Source organism: Enterobacter cloacae complex sp. HYC074_NIDB (assembly GCF_056673345.1).
On record NZ_CP114214.1, the window covers coordinates 1,267,434 to 1,284,850 of the forward strand.

Genomic DNA, 17,417 nt, shown 5'->3' on the forward strand with positions numbered 1-17,417 from the left:
GCGCTTAGCACTCAGTCACAATCGTGCTCAGCGGCAGGCGAGATTTCGGCAGCGTGGCGTTGAAATCTTCCACGCTGTGATGCCCGACCGGGACCACCACCAGGCTGGTGAAGCCTTTCTCTTTCAGGCCAAACTCTTCGTCGAGGATCGCGGCGTCAAACCCTTCGATGGGTACCGCATCCAGGCCCATCGCGGCCACGCCCAGCAGGAAGTTGCCGACGTTAAGGTAAACCTGCTTCGCCATCCACTGGTCGTCATCTTTCAGATCCACGCGGTGCATGTCGGCAAAATAGCAGCGGCCTTTGTGGTTCGCGGCTTTTGCTTCTGGCGTGGCGAAACGGCCGTCAGCCTCTTCCTGATCGACAACGCGCTCAAGCCAGGCATCGTCCATCGCGGTTTTCGCGCAGAACACCACTACGTGAGAGGCATCCAGCATTTTGCGTTCGTTAAACACATAGGTGCCCGCCGCGGATTTTGCCACGCGCGCTTTACCCTCTTCAGTGCTGGCAACAATAAAGTGCCACGGCTGGGAGTTGGTGCTGGACGGGCTGTATTGCAGCAGCGTTTTGATTTTTTCCGCTTCTTCTGCGGTCAGTTTTTTGGCTGGGTCGAACGCCTTGGTAGAGTGGCGTTTCAGGGCGACAGAAATAATATCCATAACAACTCCTGGTGATGAAATTCGCCCGCGGGCGGGCGTGAAAGGAAAGCAGATTACCGCGCGAAGCGGGAAAAGATAAGTGCGATTCGAGCGCTTATTCTGTTCGTCTGAGACGAACAATCAGGCTGGGCGAATCCACTTCTGATCTTTTTTCGGCAGTTTATCAACGACCAGATTCCACGAATCCGTAATCAGGTCGGTGACCAGTTCAGGCGTGATGTCGTCCGTGCCATAAAGGGAGATCCAGTGTTTTTTATTCAGATGGTAACCGGGCTCCACGCCACGGTAGATCTGCTGATTGAGCAGCGATTTTTCCGGATCGGATTTCAGGCTGACGTGGGCCCGACCGTGTGCGGTCGCCATCAGCATAAAAATTTTCCCGCCCACCTTAAACACGTCATACTCCGGGCCAAACGGCCAGCAATGTTCGGTAAAAGGCATCTCCAGCGCGACGCGTCTGGCATGTTCCTGCAAGGATTTACTGTCCATGGTTATCTTCCTCAGCAAGCCCGCGCCACATGGCTTCAAAGCCCAGCGCTTTAAAATCGACGGCACGGGACGGATCGCGGGCGGCAAACTCCATGGTGGTTTCAGCCAGCGATAAGAACATTGCATCACCGAAGGTCTTAAACTCGTCAGACATAAACACCGGGCGGATCGAACGACGACACAGTTCATGCAGTTCCGGGAACATGTCTTTCACCGCCTGCTCGGTTTCGGCGTTCAGCTTTTCACTGACGCCAATCTGGCGGATAGCCGCATGCGCCAGGGGGTTACGAATGCCCCAGTCCACATAGCTGTTCCAGATATTGCGGGTATGCTCTTTTGGCTCGGTGATGGTGCGATCGAGATTCGCCAGCATGGTCTGGCAGAGATCCTGCTTCAGATGCAGGTAGAGGGCATTCAGCAGATCGTCTTTGGTAGCAAAGTAGCGAAACAGTGTCCCTTCAGCGACGCCCGCATTACGGGCAATTAACGCCGTTGAGGCGGCAATACCTGACTGCGCAAACGCAGCCGTTGCTGCTTCCAGTAAGGCCTGTTTTTTATCTTCACTCTTCGGACGTGCCACTAAATTTTTCCTCCCGTCAATTGTAAAAGCCCTGATTGAAACACGAGCCTTGATACGCTGCAACGCGGAATGTCAAAGATCGAAAACCTTCTTGACGGCGTAATCATCCTATCTATAATGAGTGCTTACTCACTCATAATCAAGTATCACCCACGCAAACCATCGGATGGGGCGCGTAGGCGGGTCAGGAAATGAAAAAGCCTCTATTCATCTGCGTGGTGTTAGTCATGATTATTGCTTCAGCTGCCAGTTTACCGTTTGTACTGAATGCCGGATTTGGCCAGCCACCGCAGGGTGCGCAGCTCTCTGAAGTGGAAGCCTCTCCGCACTATCGCGACGGGCAATTCCATAACACGCTCCCTACGCCGGGCTTTACCGGGCAACAAAATATGCTGGTGGCGTGGTGGCAGTTCCTTACCCGTAAAACCGAAAACGCCCGTCCTGCGCAGCCGCTGCCGCTGGTGAAAACCGATCTGGCGAGCCTGTCGCCTGAACAGGACACGCTGGTGTGGCTCGGCCACTCCTCCTGGTATATGCAGCTTGCAGGGAAACGCATCCTGATCGATCCGGTTCTGAGTAGCTACGCCGCACCGTTCTCGTTTCTCAATAAAGCATTTGCGGGGGAGTACCCGTGGCGTGCGGAGAGCATGCCGGAGATCGACCTGCTGATTATCTCCCACGATCACTATGACCATCTGGATTACGCCACCATCAAGGCGCTGCTGCCGAAGGTTAAGCGCGTGGTCACGCCGCTGGGCGTGGGTTCGCATCTGCGCTACTGGGGGATGACCCCGGAGATAATCGACGAGCGGGACTGGAACCAGTCGGTGCATATCAGCGATGCGCTGACGGTACATGTTCTGCCCGCGCGCCATTTTTCCGGGCGCGGCATTAAGCGTAACCAGACCCTGTGGGGGAGCTTTATGTTTGTCACCCCAAAGCGAAAGGTTTACTACAGCGGAGACTCCGGTTACGGCCCGCACTTCAAGGCTATTGGCGAGCAGTTTGGCGGAGTGGACTTAGCCATTATGGAAAACGGGCAGTACGACCAGGACTGGAAGTACATCCATATGCATCCGGCGGAAACGGCGCAGGCCTCGGCAGATCTCAATGCCAAAGCGGTTGTACCGGGACATAACGGGCGTTTTGTGCTGGCGAAACATACCTGGAACGATCCACTGATCCAGCTGGCGAAAGCCAGCAAGGATAAAAACTACCGGCTGCTGACGCCGGAGCTGGGCGAGCCCGTGCGGGTGAGTGATACCACGCAACAATTTCGCGAGTGGTGGGAATAATGTTTAAGCGAGAAACAGAGGGGGAGAGCAGTATGACGATTTCCGCTCAGGTCATTGATACGATTGTCGAATGGATTGATGACAATCTACACCAGCCGTTACGCATCGAAGAGATTGCCCGCCATGCGGGTTACTCAAAATGGCATTTACAGCGTCTGTTTATGCAGTACAAAGGCGAAAGTCTGGGGCGCTACATCCGCGAACGCAAGCTGCTGATGGCGGCGCGCGATCTGCGTGAGTCAGACGAGCGCGTGTACGATATCTGCCTGCGCTACGGGTTTGACTCGCAGCAGACGTTTACCCGCATCTTTACCCGCACCTTCAACCAGCCGCCCGGTGCGTACCGCAAAGAAAACCACGGTCGGGCGCACTGAAAAACATCCCCTCACCCCGGCCCTCTCCCCAAAGGGGCGAGGGCGTAATCGTCCCCTCTCCCCTTTGGGGAGAGGGTTAGGGTGAGGGGATCAGACAGCACCATGCTTACCAGCTGTAATTCACCGTCGCCGTCACCGTCCGGCCAATCCCGTAGAAGCACGCCGTATCGCTTGCGCACGACGCCACATACTTTGTGTCTGCCACGTTATTGACGTTGAACTGCACGCTTGCCCCTTTCAGGCTGCGGTTCATCTCGCCCAGGTCGTAGCGCAGCATCGCGTCATACAGATCCACCGATGGCACCTTGAAGGTATTCTTCGCATCGCCGTAGCTGGTGCCGATGTAGCGCATCCCCACGCCAGCGGTCAGGCTCTTCAGCGCGCCGCCCGGAACGGTATAGCTGGCGAACGCCGATGCCATATGTGCCGGAATGCGCGCAGGCGTTTTGCCTTCAGTTCCCGCCACCGTGGTGCTTTCGGTTTCTGCATCGGTGTAAGTGTAGGAGCCAATCAGGTTGATGTTATCCATCAGCGTGGCGTGGATTTCCGCTTCAGCGCCTTTCGAACGCACCTTGCCCGCATTTTCGAACCAGCCTTCAGCGCTGTTATAGGTCGCGACGTTGTTCTGAGTTAAATCGTACAGCGCCAGGGTCATCAGCGTGGTGTCGACCGGCTGATATTTCACGCCAATCTCGGTCTGCTCCCCGGTAGTAGGCCTGAAGGGCGCAACGCCCGGCGCACGGTTGGTTTGCAGGTTCGGTTCAAACGAGGTGCTGTAGCTGATGTACGGCGACAGGCCAGAATCAAACGCGTACAGCAGGCCAGTGCGCCAGGTAAATTTGCTGTCGTTCTGCTGCGTAACGCTGTTATCGGTGAAGTCGCTGGTACGCACTTCGCTCCAGTCGTAGCGCCCGGAAACCAGCCACTCCCAGTTATTCCAGCTCATCTGATCCTGAAGATACAGGCCCATCTGGTCGAGATTTTGCTGCTCGTCGGACGCCGTTTTGAAGGTACTTTCATCCACGTTCACGCCGTAAACCGGGTTTGTCCAGTCAAGGTCATACTGTGAGCCGCTCCCGCGCGCCAGCAGCTGTTTATCCTTGCTGGTCTTGTAATCAAACCCGCCGAGCAGGGTGTGGCTGACGCTTCCGGTCTCCAGCTGATATTCCAGCTGGTTATCAAGGCCAAATTCGTTGGTCGTGCGCGCTTCACGCTGGGCGCGACGGGTCAACACCGTGCTGTTGGCCGCGCTGTTGGCGTAAACCAGATAACGATATTTCTGCTTGATGGTGGCGTAACGGGCGTTCTGGCGGAAGGTGAGGTTGTCGGCGAACTGGTGTTCCAGCTCGTAGCCAATCATCGTCTGCTCGCGCCAGGATTGATTGTAATTCGGATCGCTGACGTTAAAATCGCGCGGGATGTACTTCCCGTCGGCACTTTTCACCGTGCCATACGCGGGCAGGAAGTTGCGGTATCCGGCATCCGGATCTTTCTGGTAGCTGGTCAGCAGCGTAAAGCGGGTCTGATCGTTCGGGTACCAGGTGATTGCCGGGGCGATCGCCATCCGCGTCTCTTTATAATCGTCCACCTGATTATGCTGCGTACGGGCGATACCGTTCACGCGATACAGCACGCGGCCGTCGTCGCTCAGCCTGCCGCCGAAATCAAACGCACCTTCGGCGAGATCGTTATTGCCGGTGCGGAACTGCACGTTGTGAATGGCCTCCGCCGTCGGGCGCTTGCTGGTCATGCTGATTAACCCGCCCGGATTCACCTGTCCAAACAGGACCGAGGCCGGGCCGCGCACCAGCTCCACGCGCTCCAGCAGCCACGGGTCAACTGTGCCCGTCTGTGATGAGGCCGTTGCGCCAAAGCTTAAGCCGTCGAGGAATTTCGGCACGTAGCTAAAGCCGCGCACAAACACCTCGTCGTTACGGTTAGACGAGCCCCGGTACTCGGTAAACACGCCCGCCGAGTAGCGCAGCGCCTGCGAAACGGAGGTGACGTCCTGCATGTTCATCTGATCGCGGGTGATCACCGATACCGACTGCGGCGTCTTCACGATCTCCGCGCTGGTCTTGGTGGCCGAGAGCGTTTTCGTCGCCACAATGCCTTTTACGGGCGCAGTGGGCTCTTCACTCACGCCCTGCGTCACCGTAATCGTTTCTTCTTTCGTTTCTGCCTGAGCCGCGACGCTGGTCGTCGCCAGACTCAGTAGCCAGAGCCGCATTATCTTATTATTTTTAAACATTTTTATTGAACGTCCTTGGTTGCTATCGCCATAAAATCACCGGTAAATCGCCGTTGATGATATTGCAAATTATTACCATTTGCATTAGCGTTGTTAACAAATTTCGTTGGGGAACAAGCGGTAATGAAGAGGGTATGGAGTGGGTTGCTGTTGGGGATCGGCGCGCTGCCCGCCGTGGCGGCAACGTGCGAGCAGACGTCCCGGCAGGGCGATATTCAGGGAAAGTTTGATGCCAGCGGCGAAGTCTGCTTCTCCCTGCCTGAACTGGGTGAAAACTATGTTTCCGCCACGCTGAATGGCGTGACGGATGCGCGCCTGCTTGATGGGCAAAACCGCCGCATCCGCACGCTGATCGAAAATGGTCCTGCGGACGGGGAACACACGCTGCTGTTTGCCCTGCCGGTGAAACAGAACACCTCGCTGGTGCTACACGGAGAAGCCGGTAAGCCGTGGCGTTTTCAGTGGCGGATGAAAGAGACCTCTCCGTTACCACGCGTGCAGATGCTGGCGCCTGAAAGCCCGACGCTGAAGGCGCTGGCAAGCGTCATTTCTGCCGGTGGAACTACCGAGGCGTTCTGGCAGGCGCAGCGTCGACAGGGAACGCCGATGGTGGAGCCGGTAGATGCGAGCCATAAGCGCGTGACCTTTCTGTGGCGCGGCGCGCGGGATAACGTCTTCATTCTCGGCTCTCCGGCGGGGGATCACGATCCGCTGTTCCGCCTGGGCAACAGCGATGTCTGGTTCCGCAGCTATGTAGTCCCCGCTGATACGGTAATGCAGTACAAGCTCGCGCCCGATGTGCCGATCGTCGAGGGTTCCACACGCGATCAACGCCGCGCCATCCTGGTAAGCGCGCAGGCCGATCCGCTTAACCCGAATACCTTCGGGGAGCAGAAGACCGATCGCTGGAATCGCTATTCGCTGCTCGATCTCAGCCCGGCGCGCTACTGCTCCGTTCGGGCTACGGCAAAGCCGCTGGTGCACGGGACGTTGAGCCGTCAGAGTTTTTCCAGCCACATCCTTGGCAACGCCCGCGACGTGATGATCTACAAACCGCGCGGCGCACAGCCTGCACGCTGGACGCTCATCCTTTTCGACGGACAGGTTTATCAGGACGAATACCATTTTGCCAACGTGCTGGACGGTCTGATTGCCCGGCATCACCTGCCACCGATTAACGTGGTGTTTATCGACAGCCTCGATCACGCCCGTCGCGGCAACGAGCTGCCGCCGAACCCGGATTTTGCTGACTTTATGGCGCACGAGCTGCTGCCGTGGCTGCGGGGGAAGGGCATCGGCATGCAGCGGCAGAAAACCGTACTGGCAGGATCCAGCTACGGGGGAATTGCCTCTTCATGGGTGGCGCTGCGCTATCCGCGCCTGTTTGGCAACGTGCTGAGCCTTTCCGGTTCTTACTGGTGGGCGCCGGAAGGTGACGCCCCGGGCTGGCTGACGCGTCAGTACCAACAGTCTCCACCGTATCCGGTGCGCTTCTGGTTACAGGCCGGGAAGTTTGAAACCGCGGGGCCGGGCGGCGGCATCTATCGCACCACGCAGGATTTTGAACAGGTGCTGAGGAATAAAGGCTATCGCGTCAGCTTCCACCCCTCATCCAGCGGCCACGACTACGCGGCCTGGTGTGAAGCGCTGATCCACGGGATGCGCGATCTCACTGGCTTACGACGCCAGTGAAAACCAGCGGCGCCAGATGAAACGCAGGATAAAGAATTCGATGGCGCCGAGCACCAAAAACCACAGACAGAACAGAATGGTGTACAGCTGATTCAGATCGACCATATGAAAGGTCTGAACCAGCTTCTGCGCCAGCACCAGACCCAGCGACGGCGCAGGTAACAGCAGGCAGGAGAGCAGGGCCATCAGCAAAATGCCCCCTGCGGTGAGCAGCGATTCTAACGGGTGTTTCATCGTAATGTTAATCGTCAGTTAAAAATGTCATTGTCCGGCATCCTGAAACGTAAAGCAATATCATCCCCGCGGGCAAAATTGGGTGAAAGGCCACCGTTATTCTGCGAATTAATAACAGAAAACAGATAATATTTTCGGGGCGATTAAATTAATATCGCGTTATGTAAATAAACGTCTTTCTCACGAAAATAATTTTACAAAGCTATAGGTGCTATATCCAATTAACGTCGCAATAACAATGGCTGCGACAATGTATAACGCCAGGCGCCGTCCGCGATAAATACCAAACATGCTTCCTCCTCGTTTAGTGTTGGTTTAGAAATATTTTGTAAAAATCAACGCGTCGAAATAATTTTAATCAGTTTTGAATAACCGGGTAGTCAATATATTGCGGTAGATCAATTTAACCCGCAAGACTTAAAAATGAATTATTTAAAGCCAGAAAGGAATTCCGGCTTCCGTCCACCGGATATTGAAGGAAAAATACCATGACCAAAAAAAATTTCTCGCAGAATATGCCACCCGCAGGCGGGCAGGCGTACCAGCAGACCGTAGAGCAGGTGCTTGCTCAGGCGCAGAGCCAGGCTAACGGCCTGGACCGCGCCGAGGCGCAGGCACGTTTGCAGAAACATGGCCCGAACGCGCTGCCGGAGAAAAAAGGCAAGCCGGGCTGGCTGCGTTTTCTCGCGCATTTTAACGATGTCCTGATTTACGTCCTGCTGGCAGCCGCCGTATTAACGGCAGTAATGGGACACTGGGTTGATACGCTGGTTATTCTGGGCGTGGCGGTAATCAATGCCTTAATTGGCCACATTCAGGAAAGTAACGCGGAAAAATCCCTGAAGAGTATTCGCAATATGCTCTCCAGCGAGGCGCGCGTTATTCGTAACGGCAACCATGAAACTATCCCGACGACGGAAATCGTCCCGGGCGATATTATTGTGTTGCGCGCAGGAGATCGTATTCCGGCGGATATGCGCTTAATCGAAGCGCATAATTTACGCGTGGAAGAGGCTATTCTGACCGGTGAATCCACCGTGGTGGATAAACACACGAACCCGCTGAGCGGCGAATTACCGCTGGGCGACCGCACGAACCTGGTCTTTTCCGGTACGACGGTCAGCGCGGGCGGCGGCGTGGGCGTGGTCATTGCCACGGGCCAGCAGACCGAACTCGGCCACATCAACCAGATGATGGCGGGCATTGAAAAACACCGCACCCCGCTGCTGGTGCAGATGGACAAGCTGGGCAAAGCGATCTTCGCCATCATTCTGGCGATGATGGCCGCGCTGTTTGTCTTCAGCCTGGTGTTCCGCGAGATCCCGATGGGCGAGCTGCTGCTCTCCCTGATTAGCCTGGCGGTCGCCTCCGTACCGGAAGGTCTGCCGGCAATTATCTCCATCATCCTCTCTCTGGGCGTGCAGGCGATGGCGCGCAAGCGGGCGATTATCCGCAAGCTGCCGACGGTTGAAACCCTGGGCGCGATGACCGTGGTCTGCTCGGATAAAACCGGCACCCTGACCATGAACGAGATGACGGTGAAAGCCATCATTACCGCCGACACCTGCTACCGCGTGGACGGCAACAGCTACGAGCCGGTGGGCAACATCTATCTCGAAGGCAGCGATGAGCCGGTGCAGATCCAGCCGGGCACCGTGCTGGAGCAGTACCTGCGCACCATCGACCTGTGTAACGACAGCCAGCTGATTCAGGACGAGCGCGGCCTGTGGGGCATCACCGGCGGCCCGACCGAGGGCGCGCTGAAGGTGCTGGCGGCCAAGGCCCACCTCGAGCCGGTCGTGACCACGCTGGTTAACAAGATCCCGTTCGACTCTCAGTACAAGTACATGAGCACCCACTACCAGATTGGCGGTGAGGAGCAGATTTTGATTACCGGCGCGCCGGACGTGATTTTCGCCCTGTGTGAGCAGCAGCAGACCCGCAACGGTGCGCAAGCCTTTGACCGCGCGTACTGGGAAACGGAGATGGAGCGCTATGCGCGTCAGGGGCTGCGCATGGTCGCCGCGGCGTTCAAGCCAGCGAACGGCGAGCAGGCATTGACTCACGACGATCTGAGCCACGGCCTGATCTTCCTCGGCATTGCCGGGATGATGGATCCGCCGCGTCCGGAAGCGATTGAGGCGATTAACGCCTGCCAGCAGGCGGGGATCCGCGTGAAGATGATCACCGGGGATCACCCGCAGACGGCGATGAGCATCGGCCAGATGCTGGGGATCACCAACAGCGAGCAGGCGGTTACCGGCTATCAGCTGGAGAAAATGGACGACGCCGAGCTGGCGGAAGCGGCGGTAAAATATGACATCTTCGCCCGTACCAGCCCGGAGCATAAGCTGCGCCTGGTGAAAGCGTTGCAGGATAAAGGCGAAATCGTCGGTATGACCGGTGACGGCGTGAACGACGCGCCGGCGCTGCGCCAGGCGGACGTGGGTATCGCGATGGGCATCAAAGGCACGGAAGTCACCAAAGAGGCGGCGGACATGGTCCTGACGGACGATAACTTCGCCACCATCGCCAGCGCGGTGAAAGAGGGGCGTCGCGTTTACGACAACCTGAAGAAGACCATCCTGTTCATCATGCCGACCAACCTGGCGCAGGGGCTACTGATTGTGATTGCGCTGCTGGCGGGGAACATCATTCCGCTGACGCCGGTGCTGATTCTGTGGATGAACATGGCGACCTCCGCCACGCTCTCCTTCGGCCTGGCCTTTGAGGCCGCCGAGCGCAACATCATGCGCCGCCCGCCGCGCCAGACCGGGCAGCACGTGATGGATGCCTACGCCGTCTGGCGCGTGGCCTTCGTCGGCACCATGATTGCCATCGCCGCCTTTGCGCTTGAAGCCTGGCTGGCCCCGCGCGGGCACAGCGCGGAGTTCATCCGCACCGTGCTGCTCCAGATGCTGGTCTGCGCCCAGTGGGTGTACATGATTAACTGCCGCAATACCGAAGGGTTCTCCCTGAACCGCGGCCTGCTGGCGAACAAAGGGATCTGGCTGGTAACGGGCGTGCTGTTCCTGCTCCAGGCGGCGATCATCTACCTGCCGTTTATGCAGATGCTGTTCGGCACCGAAGCGCTGCCGCTGCGCTACTGGTTCGTGACGCTGGCGGTGGCGGGGGTGATGTTCTTCGTCGTCGAAATCGAGAAGCGACTGACCCGCAGGTTCCGTAAGGCTGCATAACTTTTTGCCCTCACCCTAACCCTCTCCCACAAGGAGAGGGAACCCTGACCGCCCTCTCCCTGTGGGAGAGGGCCGGGGTGAGGGAAAACAACGCCGAGGTACTTCTTAATGAAATTCCCACTCCTGTTCGCGCTCCTCGCCTGCACCCTGCAACCCGCATTCGCCGCAGTCATTCCCGTTCGCGTCGCCACCGTGGAGCAAACCGCCCACGCCGCCGAGCGCCAAATTCCGGGCCGCATTGAAGCTATCCACACCGTTGAACTGCGTGCACGTACGGAAGGCGTCATCACCAGAATCCACTTCCGCGATGGCCAGTATGTGAAAAAAGGCGACGTGCTGTTCGAGCTGGACGACGCCGAGCCGCGCGCCGCCCTGCGTCTGGCGCAGGCCGAAGTGAGAAGCGCCGAAGCCACGCTGCGTCAGGCGCAGCAGCAGCTGTCCCGCTTCGAAAGCCTGGGCAGCAGTAACGCCATCAGCCGCCACGACGTGGACAACGCCCGCATGCAGCGCGACGTCGCCAGCGCCGCACTGGAGCAGGCGAAAGCCCGTCTCGACACCCGCAGCGTCACTCTCGACTACACGCGCATTATTTCACCGATTGACGGACGCGTGGGGCACAGCAACTTTCACGTCGGCAGCCTGGTGAATCCTGCCAGCGGTGTGCTGGTGGAGGTGGTGCAGCTCGATCCCATCCGCATTGCCTTTGCGCTGGAAGAGGGCGCGTTTGCCACCAAAGCCGGACAGCATGCGGATATCAGCGCCATGAAGCAGGCCTGGCAGGCGCTGATTGACAGCAACGGCCAGCGCATCAGCGGGGAACTCACCTCCGTGGACAACCGCATCGACCCGCGTACCGCCAGCGTGATGCTGCGCGCCGAGTTCGCCAACCCGCGCCATCAGCTGCTGCCCGGCGGCAATGTGAACGTTTACCTGCGTCCGGCAAGCGAGCTACCGGTGCTGACTCTGCCCGCCGCTGCCGTACAGCAGAATGGCGACGGGTTCTTCGCCTGGGTGATTAACGCCGAGGATAAAGCCGAAATGCGTCCGCTGAAGGTCGCCGGGCAGATCGGCCAGCAGTTCCAGATTGCCTCCGGCGTGAAGCCCGGTGAGCGAGCGATTACTGACGGTGCGCAGCGCGTGCAGCCAGGCGTTGCCGTCCAGATACTGAATTAAGGAGCCATCATGCTGACGTTTTTCATCAAACGCCCGCGCTTTGCGATGGTGATTGCGCTGGTCATCACCCTGCTGGGGGCCATCGCGCTGAGGATTATTCCGGTGGAGCAGTACCCGCAGATCACCCCGCCGGTCGTGAATGTGTCAGCGTCATGGCCGGGCGCCAGCTCGGCTGACGTGGCGGAGGCCATCGCCACGCCGCTGGAAACGCAGCTGAACGGCGTGGATCACATGCTCTATATGGAGTCCACCAGTTCGGATGAGGGCTCTTACAGCCTGAACATCACCTTTGCGGCGGGCACCGATCCGGATCTCGCCGCCATCGACGTGCAGAACCGCGTGGCGCAGGCCGTGGCGCAGCTGCCGACCGAGGCGCAGCAAAACGGCGTGCAGGTGCGCAAGCGGGCCACCAACCTGATGATGGGGGTAAGCCTTTACTCACCGAACAACACCCACACGCCGCTGTTCGTCAGCAACTACGCCAGCACCCAGGTGCGCGAGGCGCTGTCGCGTCTGCCGGGCGTCGGGCAGGTACAGATGTTTGGCGCACGGGACTACAGCATGCGCATCTGGCTGAGGCCGGACCGCATGAACGCCCTGAACGTGACCAGCGATGACGTGGCGCAGGCGCTGCGCGAGCAGAACGTGCAGGGGGCGGCGGGCCAGGTCGGCACGCCGCCGGTGTTTAACGGCCAGCAGCAGACGCTGACCATTAACGGGCTGGGGCGCTTAAACCAGGCCGACGACTTTGCCAATATCATTATCCGCGCCGGGGAGATGGGGCAGCTGGTGCGCCTGAAGGACGTCGCCACCATCGAGCTTGGCTCGCGCAGCTACAGCTCTGGCGCGCAGCTGAACGGGCATGACTCCGCCTATTTGGGTATCTACCCGACGCCGTCCGCCAACGCCCTGCGCGTGGCCGATGCGGTGCGCGCGGAGCTGGAACGGTTATCCACGCGCTTCCCGGACGATCTGGTCTATGAAGTCAAATTCGACACCACCTCGTTTGTGGCCGCCACCATCAAAGAGATTGGCGTCTCGCTGGCGCTGACGATGCTGGCGGTGGTGGTCGTGGTGTCCCTGTTCCTGCAAAGCTGGCGCGCGACGCTGATTGTCGCCCTTGCCATTCCGGTGTCGCTGGTGGGCACCTTCGCGGTGCTCTATACGCTCGGCTACTCCGCCAATACGCTGAGCCTGTTCGCCATCATTCTGGCGCTGACCATGGTGGTGGATGACGCCATCGTGGTGGTGGAGAGCGTCGAAACCCTGATGGCGGAAGGGCAGAGCCGCACGGCGGCGACCGCGCTGGCGCTGCGCCAGATTGCCGGGCCAGTGATTGCCACCACGCTGGTGCTGCTGGCGGTGTTTGTACCGGTGGCGCTCCTGCCAGGGATCGTGGGCGAGCTGTACCGCCAGTTCGCGGTGACGCTCTCGACCGCCGTCACGCTCTCAAGCCTGGTGGCGCTGACCCTGACGCCCGCGCTCTGCGCGCTGCTGCTGCGCCCGCGACCGGCACAGCCCGCCGCCGTTTTCCGTGGGTTCAACCGCGGGCTGGACGCCACGCGCACGCTTTACACCCGGATCGTGAGCGTGTTCAACCTCCGTCCGTGGCTGGCGCTGCTGGCCACCGCAGGCGCGGCGGCGGTGGTGGTATTCAGCTTTATGTCGATGCCAAAGGGCTTCCTGCCCCAGGAGGATCAGGGCTACTTCTTCGCCAGCGTCCAACTGCCGGAGGCAGCCTCGCTGGAGCGCACCGAAGCGGTGATGACCACCGCGCGCGAGCTGATCGCTAAAAACCCGGCGGTAGAAGACGTGATTCAGGTCTCCGGGTTTAACATCCTCAACGGCACCAGCGCATCGAACGGCGGGTTTATCTCCATCATGCTCAAAGACTGGAGCGAGCGTCCGCCGCTGGATGAGGTGATGGGCACCCTTCAGCGACAGCTGCTGGCCCTGCCGGAAGCCACCATCATGACCTTTGCGCCGCCGACGCTGCCGGGGCTGGGCAACGCCTCCGGCTTCGACCTGCGCATTCAGGCGCAGGCGGGGCAAAGCCCGGCGGAGCTGGAGCGCGTGACGCGTGAGGTGCTGGCGAAAGCCAACCAGCACCCGCAGCTGAGCCGCGTGTTCACCACCTGGAGCAGCAACGTGCCGCAGATGACGCTCACCGTTGACCGCGAGCGCGCGGCCCGCCTCGACGTGCCGGTGTCACGCATCTTCAGCAGCCTGCAAACCGCCTTTGGCGGCACGCGCGCCGGGGATTTCAGCGTCAACAACCGCGTCTACCACGTAGTGATGCAGAACGAAATGCAGTGGCGCGAGCGCGCGGAGCAAATCAGCGAGCTTTTCGTGCGCAGCAACAGCGGCGAGCGGGTGCGTCTGAGCAACCTCGTCACCATCACGCCGACCGTCGGCGCGCCATTTATTCAGCAGTACAACCAGTTCCCGTCGGTATCGGTGAGCGGCTCGGCAGCGGAAGGGGTGAGCAGCAGCACCGCAATGGCGGCGACGGGCGAGATTCTGGCGGAAAACCTGCCAGCCGGGTACGACTACGCCTGGAGCGGCATGTCGTATCAGGAGCAGCAGACCGGCAATCAGGCGATATGGATCGTGCTGGCGGCGGTGGTGATGGCGTGGCTGTTCCTCGTCGCCCAGTATGAGAGCTGGACGCTGCCGGCGAGCGTGATGCTCTCGGTGCTGTTCGCCATCGGCGGGGCGCTGGTCTGGCTGTGGCTGGCGGGCTATGCCAACGACGTGTACGTGCAGATTGGTCTGGTGCTACTGATAGCCCTCGCCGCCAAGAACGCAATTCTTATCGTGGAGTTTGCCCGCGCCCGGCGCATGGACGGAATGGCGATTGTCGATGCCGCACGGGAGGGAGCATCGCGCCGCTTCCGCGCGGTAATGATGACCGCCGTGTCGTTCATTATCGGCGTCCTGCCGATGATGCTGGCGACCGGGGCGGGTGCCCAGAGCCGCCGCATCATCGGCACTACGGTCTTCAGCGGCATGCTGGTGGCGACCGTGGTGGGGATAGTGTTCATCCCGGCGCTGTTCGTGCTGTTCCAGCGCCTGCGCGAGTGGGGCCACGGCATTACGGACTCGTCGCCCACAGCTCACAGTGCTTCTGCACCAGAGAAATCAGCGAGCCGCCATCGGCGATAAAGTCCCGCATGCGCTGCGCCTCGCTCTTGCCCTGCTTTAACAGGAGGGCAATTTCCTTGATGGCGCTTGTCGCGCCGAGCTTCTCGGCGGACGGCGCAACCTGCTCCAGCAGCCAGGCGATATCTTCCGCCACGGTTTTGTGCTCGCCGGTATGCACGTCTGTCAGAATGCCTTCCAGCCCGTAGCGACAGGCCTGAAAACGGTTAAAGCGATACAGCAGAAAATCCCGTTCCTGATGCTTATACGGCCGCGTGGTCAGCAGCCAGTGCGACGTCGCCTGGATCAGCCCGGCGATGTTAATCGCGTGGCCGAGCGTCAGCGGCGTATCCATTACCCGCACCTCAACGGTGCCAAAATGCGGGCTGGGGCGGATGTCCCAGTGCAGATCCTTAATGCTGTCGATCATGCTGGTGGAGCTCAGGCGGCGGAACAGCCCCTCGAACTCCTGCCAGCTGTTGACCCACGGCATCTGTCCGTTATCCGGGAAGCCCGAGAAGATGTTGAGACGCGATGAGGCGAACTTCGTGTCCGTGCCCTGCATATACGGTGATGCGGCGGCCAGGGCGATAAAGTGCGGCACAAAGCGCGACAGGCCGTGCAGTAGATAAATTGCGTCGTCCCCGGTCCGACAGCCGACGTGTACGTGCTGGCCGAACACCGTCGCCTGCAAAATCAGATAGCCAAAGCGCTCCAGCGTGACGTTATAGCGCTCGTCGTCGCACACTTCCTGCCGCTGCCATTTCTGGAACGGATGCGTCCCACCGCCGCAGATCTGGATATGCTGATCTTCCGCCGCGCGCAGGATGCTCTGCTGCATCACTGAAAACTGCGCCGCTGCCTGGTCGATGGTCTGGCACACGCCGGTGGCGATTTCGAGCATGCTTTCGGTGATGTCGTGTTTGACTTCCCCCCCTTTGATGTCGTCTTTGACGGCGGCGATGAGCGCAGAGGAGTCCTGGCTCAGATCGTAACCCGGCGGGTTAACCACCTGGAGTTCGAGCTCAATGCCGAGGGTATAAGGTTCAGAGGATTTGAAGTCGGGTAAGGGCATGGCGCACTCCGTTGTCTGTTATGAATTGAGTATAGACAATGGGCGTGGCGCGCTCTTTTCAGGGTGGTATAACTGATAGCAGGCTTAGCAAAAGGGGAGTGACCCATGTCTGACTATCCAACCATTGCGCTGACAGGACCCGGTGCGATTGGGACCACCATCGCCGCGGTGCTGCATGAAGCGGGCCGCACGCCGCTGCTGTGTGGTCGCACCGCGCATCCGGAACTGCGCCTGCGTCATGATGAGGGTGAAATTGTGGTGCCCGGTCCGGTACTCACCGATCCCAGCGTCATTACGCGCCCCGTTGACCTCGTTTTTTTGGCGGTCAAAACGACACAAAATGCCGACAGCGCCGGTTGGCTGCGCGCCCTGTGCGATGAACACACCGTGGTCTGCGCGCTGCAAAACGGCGTGGAGCAGAAAGCCCAGCTTGCGCCTTTGGTCAATGGCGCAACGGTGCTGCCGTCGGTGGTGTGGTTCCCTGCGCAGCGCGAGCCGGATGCCTCCGTCTGGCTGCGCGCCAAACCGCGCCTTACGCTGCCGGACGTGCCGCAGGCGCAGCGGGTGGTGGAGGCGCTTCGCGGCACGCGCTGTGACGTTGAGTTCTCGACAGATTTCACTACCGTTGCCTGGCGCAAGCTGCTGCAAAACGCGGTCGCCGGGCTGATGGTGCTGGCCAATCGCCGCGCCGGGATGTTCAGGCGCGAGGATATCAGCGAGCTGGCGCTGGCCTACCTGCGCGAGGGGCTGACCGTCGCCCGCGCCGAAGGGGCGAAGCTGGACGATGCGGTGGCGGAGGAGATTCTGGCGAACTTTCAGCGCGCGCCAGTGGATTTGGGCACGTCGATTCTTGCCGACCGTCAGGCGGATCGTCCGATGGAGTGGGATATCCGCAACGGCGTGATACAGCGCTATGGCCGCAGGCACGGGATTGCGGTGCCCATCAGCGACATAGTGGTGCCGCTGCTGGCGGCGGGGAGCGAGGGGCCGGGTTAACGGCCGCTGTTTTTCCTTTCGGCAAAGTAATGGGCGGTCGTGCTGCCCATCGCTTTTCTAAACAAGGTGATAAACGCATTCATACCTGAGAGTGGAGGCGGGCCGATAGAGAGGAAGGGAGATGAATATGAATGTCCGCTCTGTGCCAGGAGCGGAAGTAGCCAACATTGATATCTGTGTAAATTTAAAGGGAATTGGTCAGTCAATCTGTTATTTCATCCTTGTTTCTTTTAGATCATGTAGTAAATTATAGATAGTTATT

13 protein-coding genes and 1 pseudogene are annotated in these 17,417 nt (G+C 59.5%); 7 read left to right on the forward strand and 7 right to left on the reverse strand.

The window, feature by feature from the left end; genetic code table 11:
* Window positions 1-4 precede the first annotated feature (4 nt).
* The 3 genes from nfsB to O1724_RS06270 all read right to left on the reverse strand — a co-directional run bounded on the left by nfsB (window position 5) and on the right by O1724_RS06270 (window position 1,727).
* On the reverse strand, window positions 5-658 hold the full coding sequence (gene nfsB / locus O1724_RS06260) for an oxygen-insensitive NAD(P)H nitroreductase (protein ID WP_003858884.1): 654 nt from the start codon (window positions 656-658) through the stop codon (window positions 5-7).
* Window positions 659-778: 120 nt separating this feature from the next.
* Window positions 779-1,147, reverse strand: a complete 369-nt coding sequence (locus O1724_RS06265) for an MmcQ/YjbR family DNA-binding protein (protein WP_003858883.1) — start codon at window positions 1,145-1,147, stop codon at window positions 779-781.
* A complete protein-coding gene (locus O1724_RS06270) occupies window positions 1,137-1,727 on the reverse strand; it encodes a TetR/AcrR family transcriptional regulator (protein ID WP_003858882.1) in 591 nt (196 codons plus the stop codon). The genes O1724_RS06265 and O1724_RS06270 overlap by 11 nt, the downstream gene beginning before the upstream one ends.
* A gap of 191 nt (window positions 1,728-1,918) precedes the next feature.
* On the opposite strand from O1724_RS06270, the gene O1724_RS06275 reads away from it, so the two are divergent.
* Window positions 1,919-3,022 (forward strand): RomA family MBL fold metallo-hydrolase, encoded by a 1,104-nt coding sequence (locus O1724_RS06275; RefSeq protein WP_126297185.1) that lies wholly within the window; start codon window positions 1,919-1,921, stop codon window positions 3,020-3,022.
* 32 nt (window positions 3,023-3,054) lie between these two features.
* Entirely contained in the window at window positions 3,055-3,396 is a 342-nt protein-coding gene (locus O1724_RS06280) for a RamA family antibiotic efflux transcriptional regulator (protein ID WP_003858880.1), read from the forward strand.
* 106 nt (window positions 3,397-3,502) lie between these two features.
* On the opposite strand, the gene O1724_RS06285 is transcribed toward O1724_RS06280, so the two are convergent.
* Complete coding sequence (locus O1724_RS06285; RefSeq protein ID WP_023324272.1) at window positions 3,503-5,647, reverse strand: TonB-dependent siderophore receptor; 2,145 nt, start codon at window positions 5,645-5,647, stop codon at window positions 3,503-3,505.
* A 123-nt stretch (window positions 5,648-5,770) separates the two neighbouring features.
* Here O1724_RS06285 and O1724_RS06290 point away from each other — a divergent pair, with 123 nt between their 5' ends.
* Window positions 5,771-7,339, forward strand: a complete 1,569-nt coding sequence (locus O1724_RS06290) for an alpha/beta hydrolase-fold protein (RefSeq protein ID WP_126297184.1) — start codon at window positions 5,771-5,773, stop codon at window positions 7,337-7,339.
* Here O1724_RS06290 and O1724_RS06295 read toward each other — a convergent pair.
* Window positions 7,325-7,573, reverse strand: a complete 249-nt coding sequence (locus O1724_RS06295) for a DUF1158 domain-containing protein (protein WP_003858875.1) — start codon at window positions 7,571-7,573, stop codon at window positions 7,325-7,327. The genes O1724_RS06290 and O1724_RS06295 overlap by 15 nt on opposite strands.
* A 488-nt stretch (window positions 7,574-8,061) precedes the next feature.
* Here O1724_RS06295 and O1724_RS06300 point away from each other — a divergent pair, with 488 nt between their 5' ends.
* From O1724_RS06300 to O1724_RS06310, 3 genes are all read left to right on the forward strand, one after another.
* The gene (locus O1724_RS06300; protein WP_126297183.1) at window positions 8,062-10,770 is read left to right on the forward strand and encodes a cation-transporting P-type ATPase; all 2,709 of its coding nucleotides are present in this window, start codon (window positions 8,062-8,064) and stop codon (window positions 10,768-10,770) included.
* 108 nt (window positions 10,771-10,878) lie between these two features.
* Window positions 10,879-11,943, forward strand: a complete 1,065-nt coding sequence (locus tag O1724_RS06305; RefSeq protein WP_023324275.1) for an efflux RND transporter periplasmic adaptor subunit — start codon at window positions 10,879-10,881, stop codon at window positions 11,941-11,943.
* Between the two features lie 9 nt (window positions 11,944-11,952).
* The gene (locus O1724_RS06310) at window positions 11,953-15,108 is read left to right on the forward strand and encodes an efflux RND transporter permease subunit (protein WP_126297182.1); all 3,156 of its coding nucleotides are present in this window, start codon (window positions 11,953-11,955) and stop codon (window positions 15,106-15,108) included.
* Here the strand turns inward: O1724_RS06310 and O1724_RS06315 are convergent.
* On the reverse strand, window positions 15,038-16,159 hold the full coding sequence (locus O1724_RS06315; protein WP_126297181.1) for a YbdK family carboxylate-amine ligase: 1,122 nt from the start codon (window positions 16,157-16,159) through the stop codon (window positions 15,038-15,040). The two genes, O1724_RS06310 and O1724_RS06315, sit on opposite strands and share 71 nt — an antisense overlap.
* Before the next feature lie 105 nt (window positions 16,160-16,264).
* On the opposite strand from O1724_RS06315, the gene O1724_RS06320 reads away from it, so the two are divergent.
* Window positions 16,265-17,155: an oxidoreductase gene (locus tag O1724_RS06320; protein ID WP_126297180.1), complete on the forward strand. Its 891-nt coding sequence runs from the start codon at window positions 16,265-16,267 to the stop codon at window positions 17,153-17,155.
* On the opposite strand, the pseudogene O1724_RS06325 reads toward O1724_RS06320, so the two are convergent.
* A pseudogene (locus O1724_RS06325) lies at window positions 17,152-17,238 on the reverse strand (AraC family transcriptional regulator); the annotation flags it as partial. The gene O1724_RS06320 and the pseudogene O1724_RS06325 sit on opposite strands and share 4 nt — an antisense overlap.
* Window positions 17,239-17,417: the final 179 nt, after the last annotated feature.

What these genes read in the sequence shown, in the direction of transcription:
- nfsB (WP_003858884.1), bottom strand. Translation starts at nt 658, where the DNA reads ATGGATATTATTTCTGTCGCCCTGAAACGCCACTCTACCAAGGCGTTC.
- O1724_RS06265 (WP_003858883.1), bottom strand. Translation starts at nt 1,147, where the DNA reads ATGGACAGTAAATCCTTGCAGGAACATGCCAGACGCGTCGCGCTGGAG.
- O1724_RS06275 (WP_126297185.1), top strand. Translation starts at nt 1,919, where the DNA reads ATGAAAAAGCCTCTATTCATCTGCGTGGTGTTAGTCATGATTATTGCT.
- O1724_RS06280 (WP_003858880.1), top strand. Translation starts at nt 3,055, where the DNA reads ATGACGATTTCCGCTCAGGTCATTGATACGATTGTCGAATGGATTGAT.
- O1724_RS06285 (WP_023324272.1), bottom strand. Translation starts at nt 5,647, where the DNA reads ATGTTTAAAAATAATAAGATAATGCGGCTCTGGCTACTGAGTCTGGCG.
- O1724_RS06290 (WP_126297184.1), top strand. Translation starts at nt 5,771, where the DNA reads ATGAAGAGGGTATGGAGTGGGTTGCTGTTGGGGATCGGCGCGCTGCCC.
- O1724_RS06295 (WP_003858875.1), bottom strand. Translation starts at nt 7,573, where the DNA reads ATGAAACACCCGTTAGAATCGCTGCTCACCGCAGGGGGCATTTTGCTG.
- O1724_RS06300 (WP_126297183.1), top strand. Translation starts at nt 8,062, where the DNA reads ATGACCAAAAAAAATTTCTCGCAGAATATGCCACCCGCAGGCGGGCAG.
- O1724_RS06305 (WP_023324275.1), top strand. Translation starts at nt 10,879, where the DNA reads ATGAAATTCCCACTCCTGTTCGCGCTCCTCGCCTGCACCCTGCAACCC.
- O1724_RS06310 (WP_126297182.1), top strand. Translation starts at nt 11,953, where the DNA reads ATGCTGACGTTTTTCATCAAACGCCCGCGCTTTGCGATGGTGATTGCG.
- O1724_RS06315 (WP_126297181.1), bottom strand. Translation starts at nt 16,159, where the DNA reads ATGCCCTTACCCGACTTCAAATCCTCTGAACCTTATACCCTCGGCATT.
- O1724_RS06320 (WP_126297180.1), top strand. Translation starts at nt 16,265, where the DNA reads ATGTCTGACTATCCAACCATTGCGCTGACAGGACCCGGTGCGATTGGG.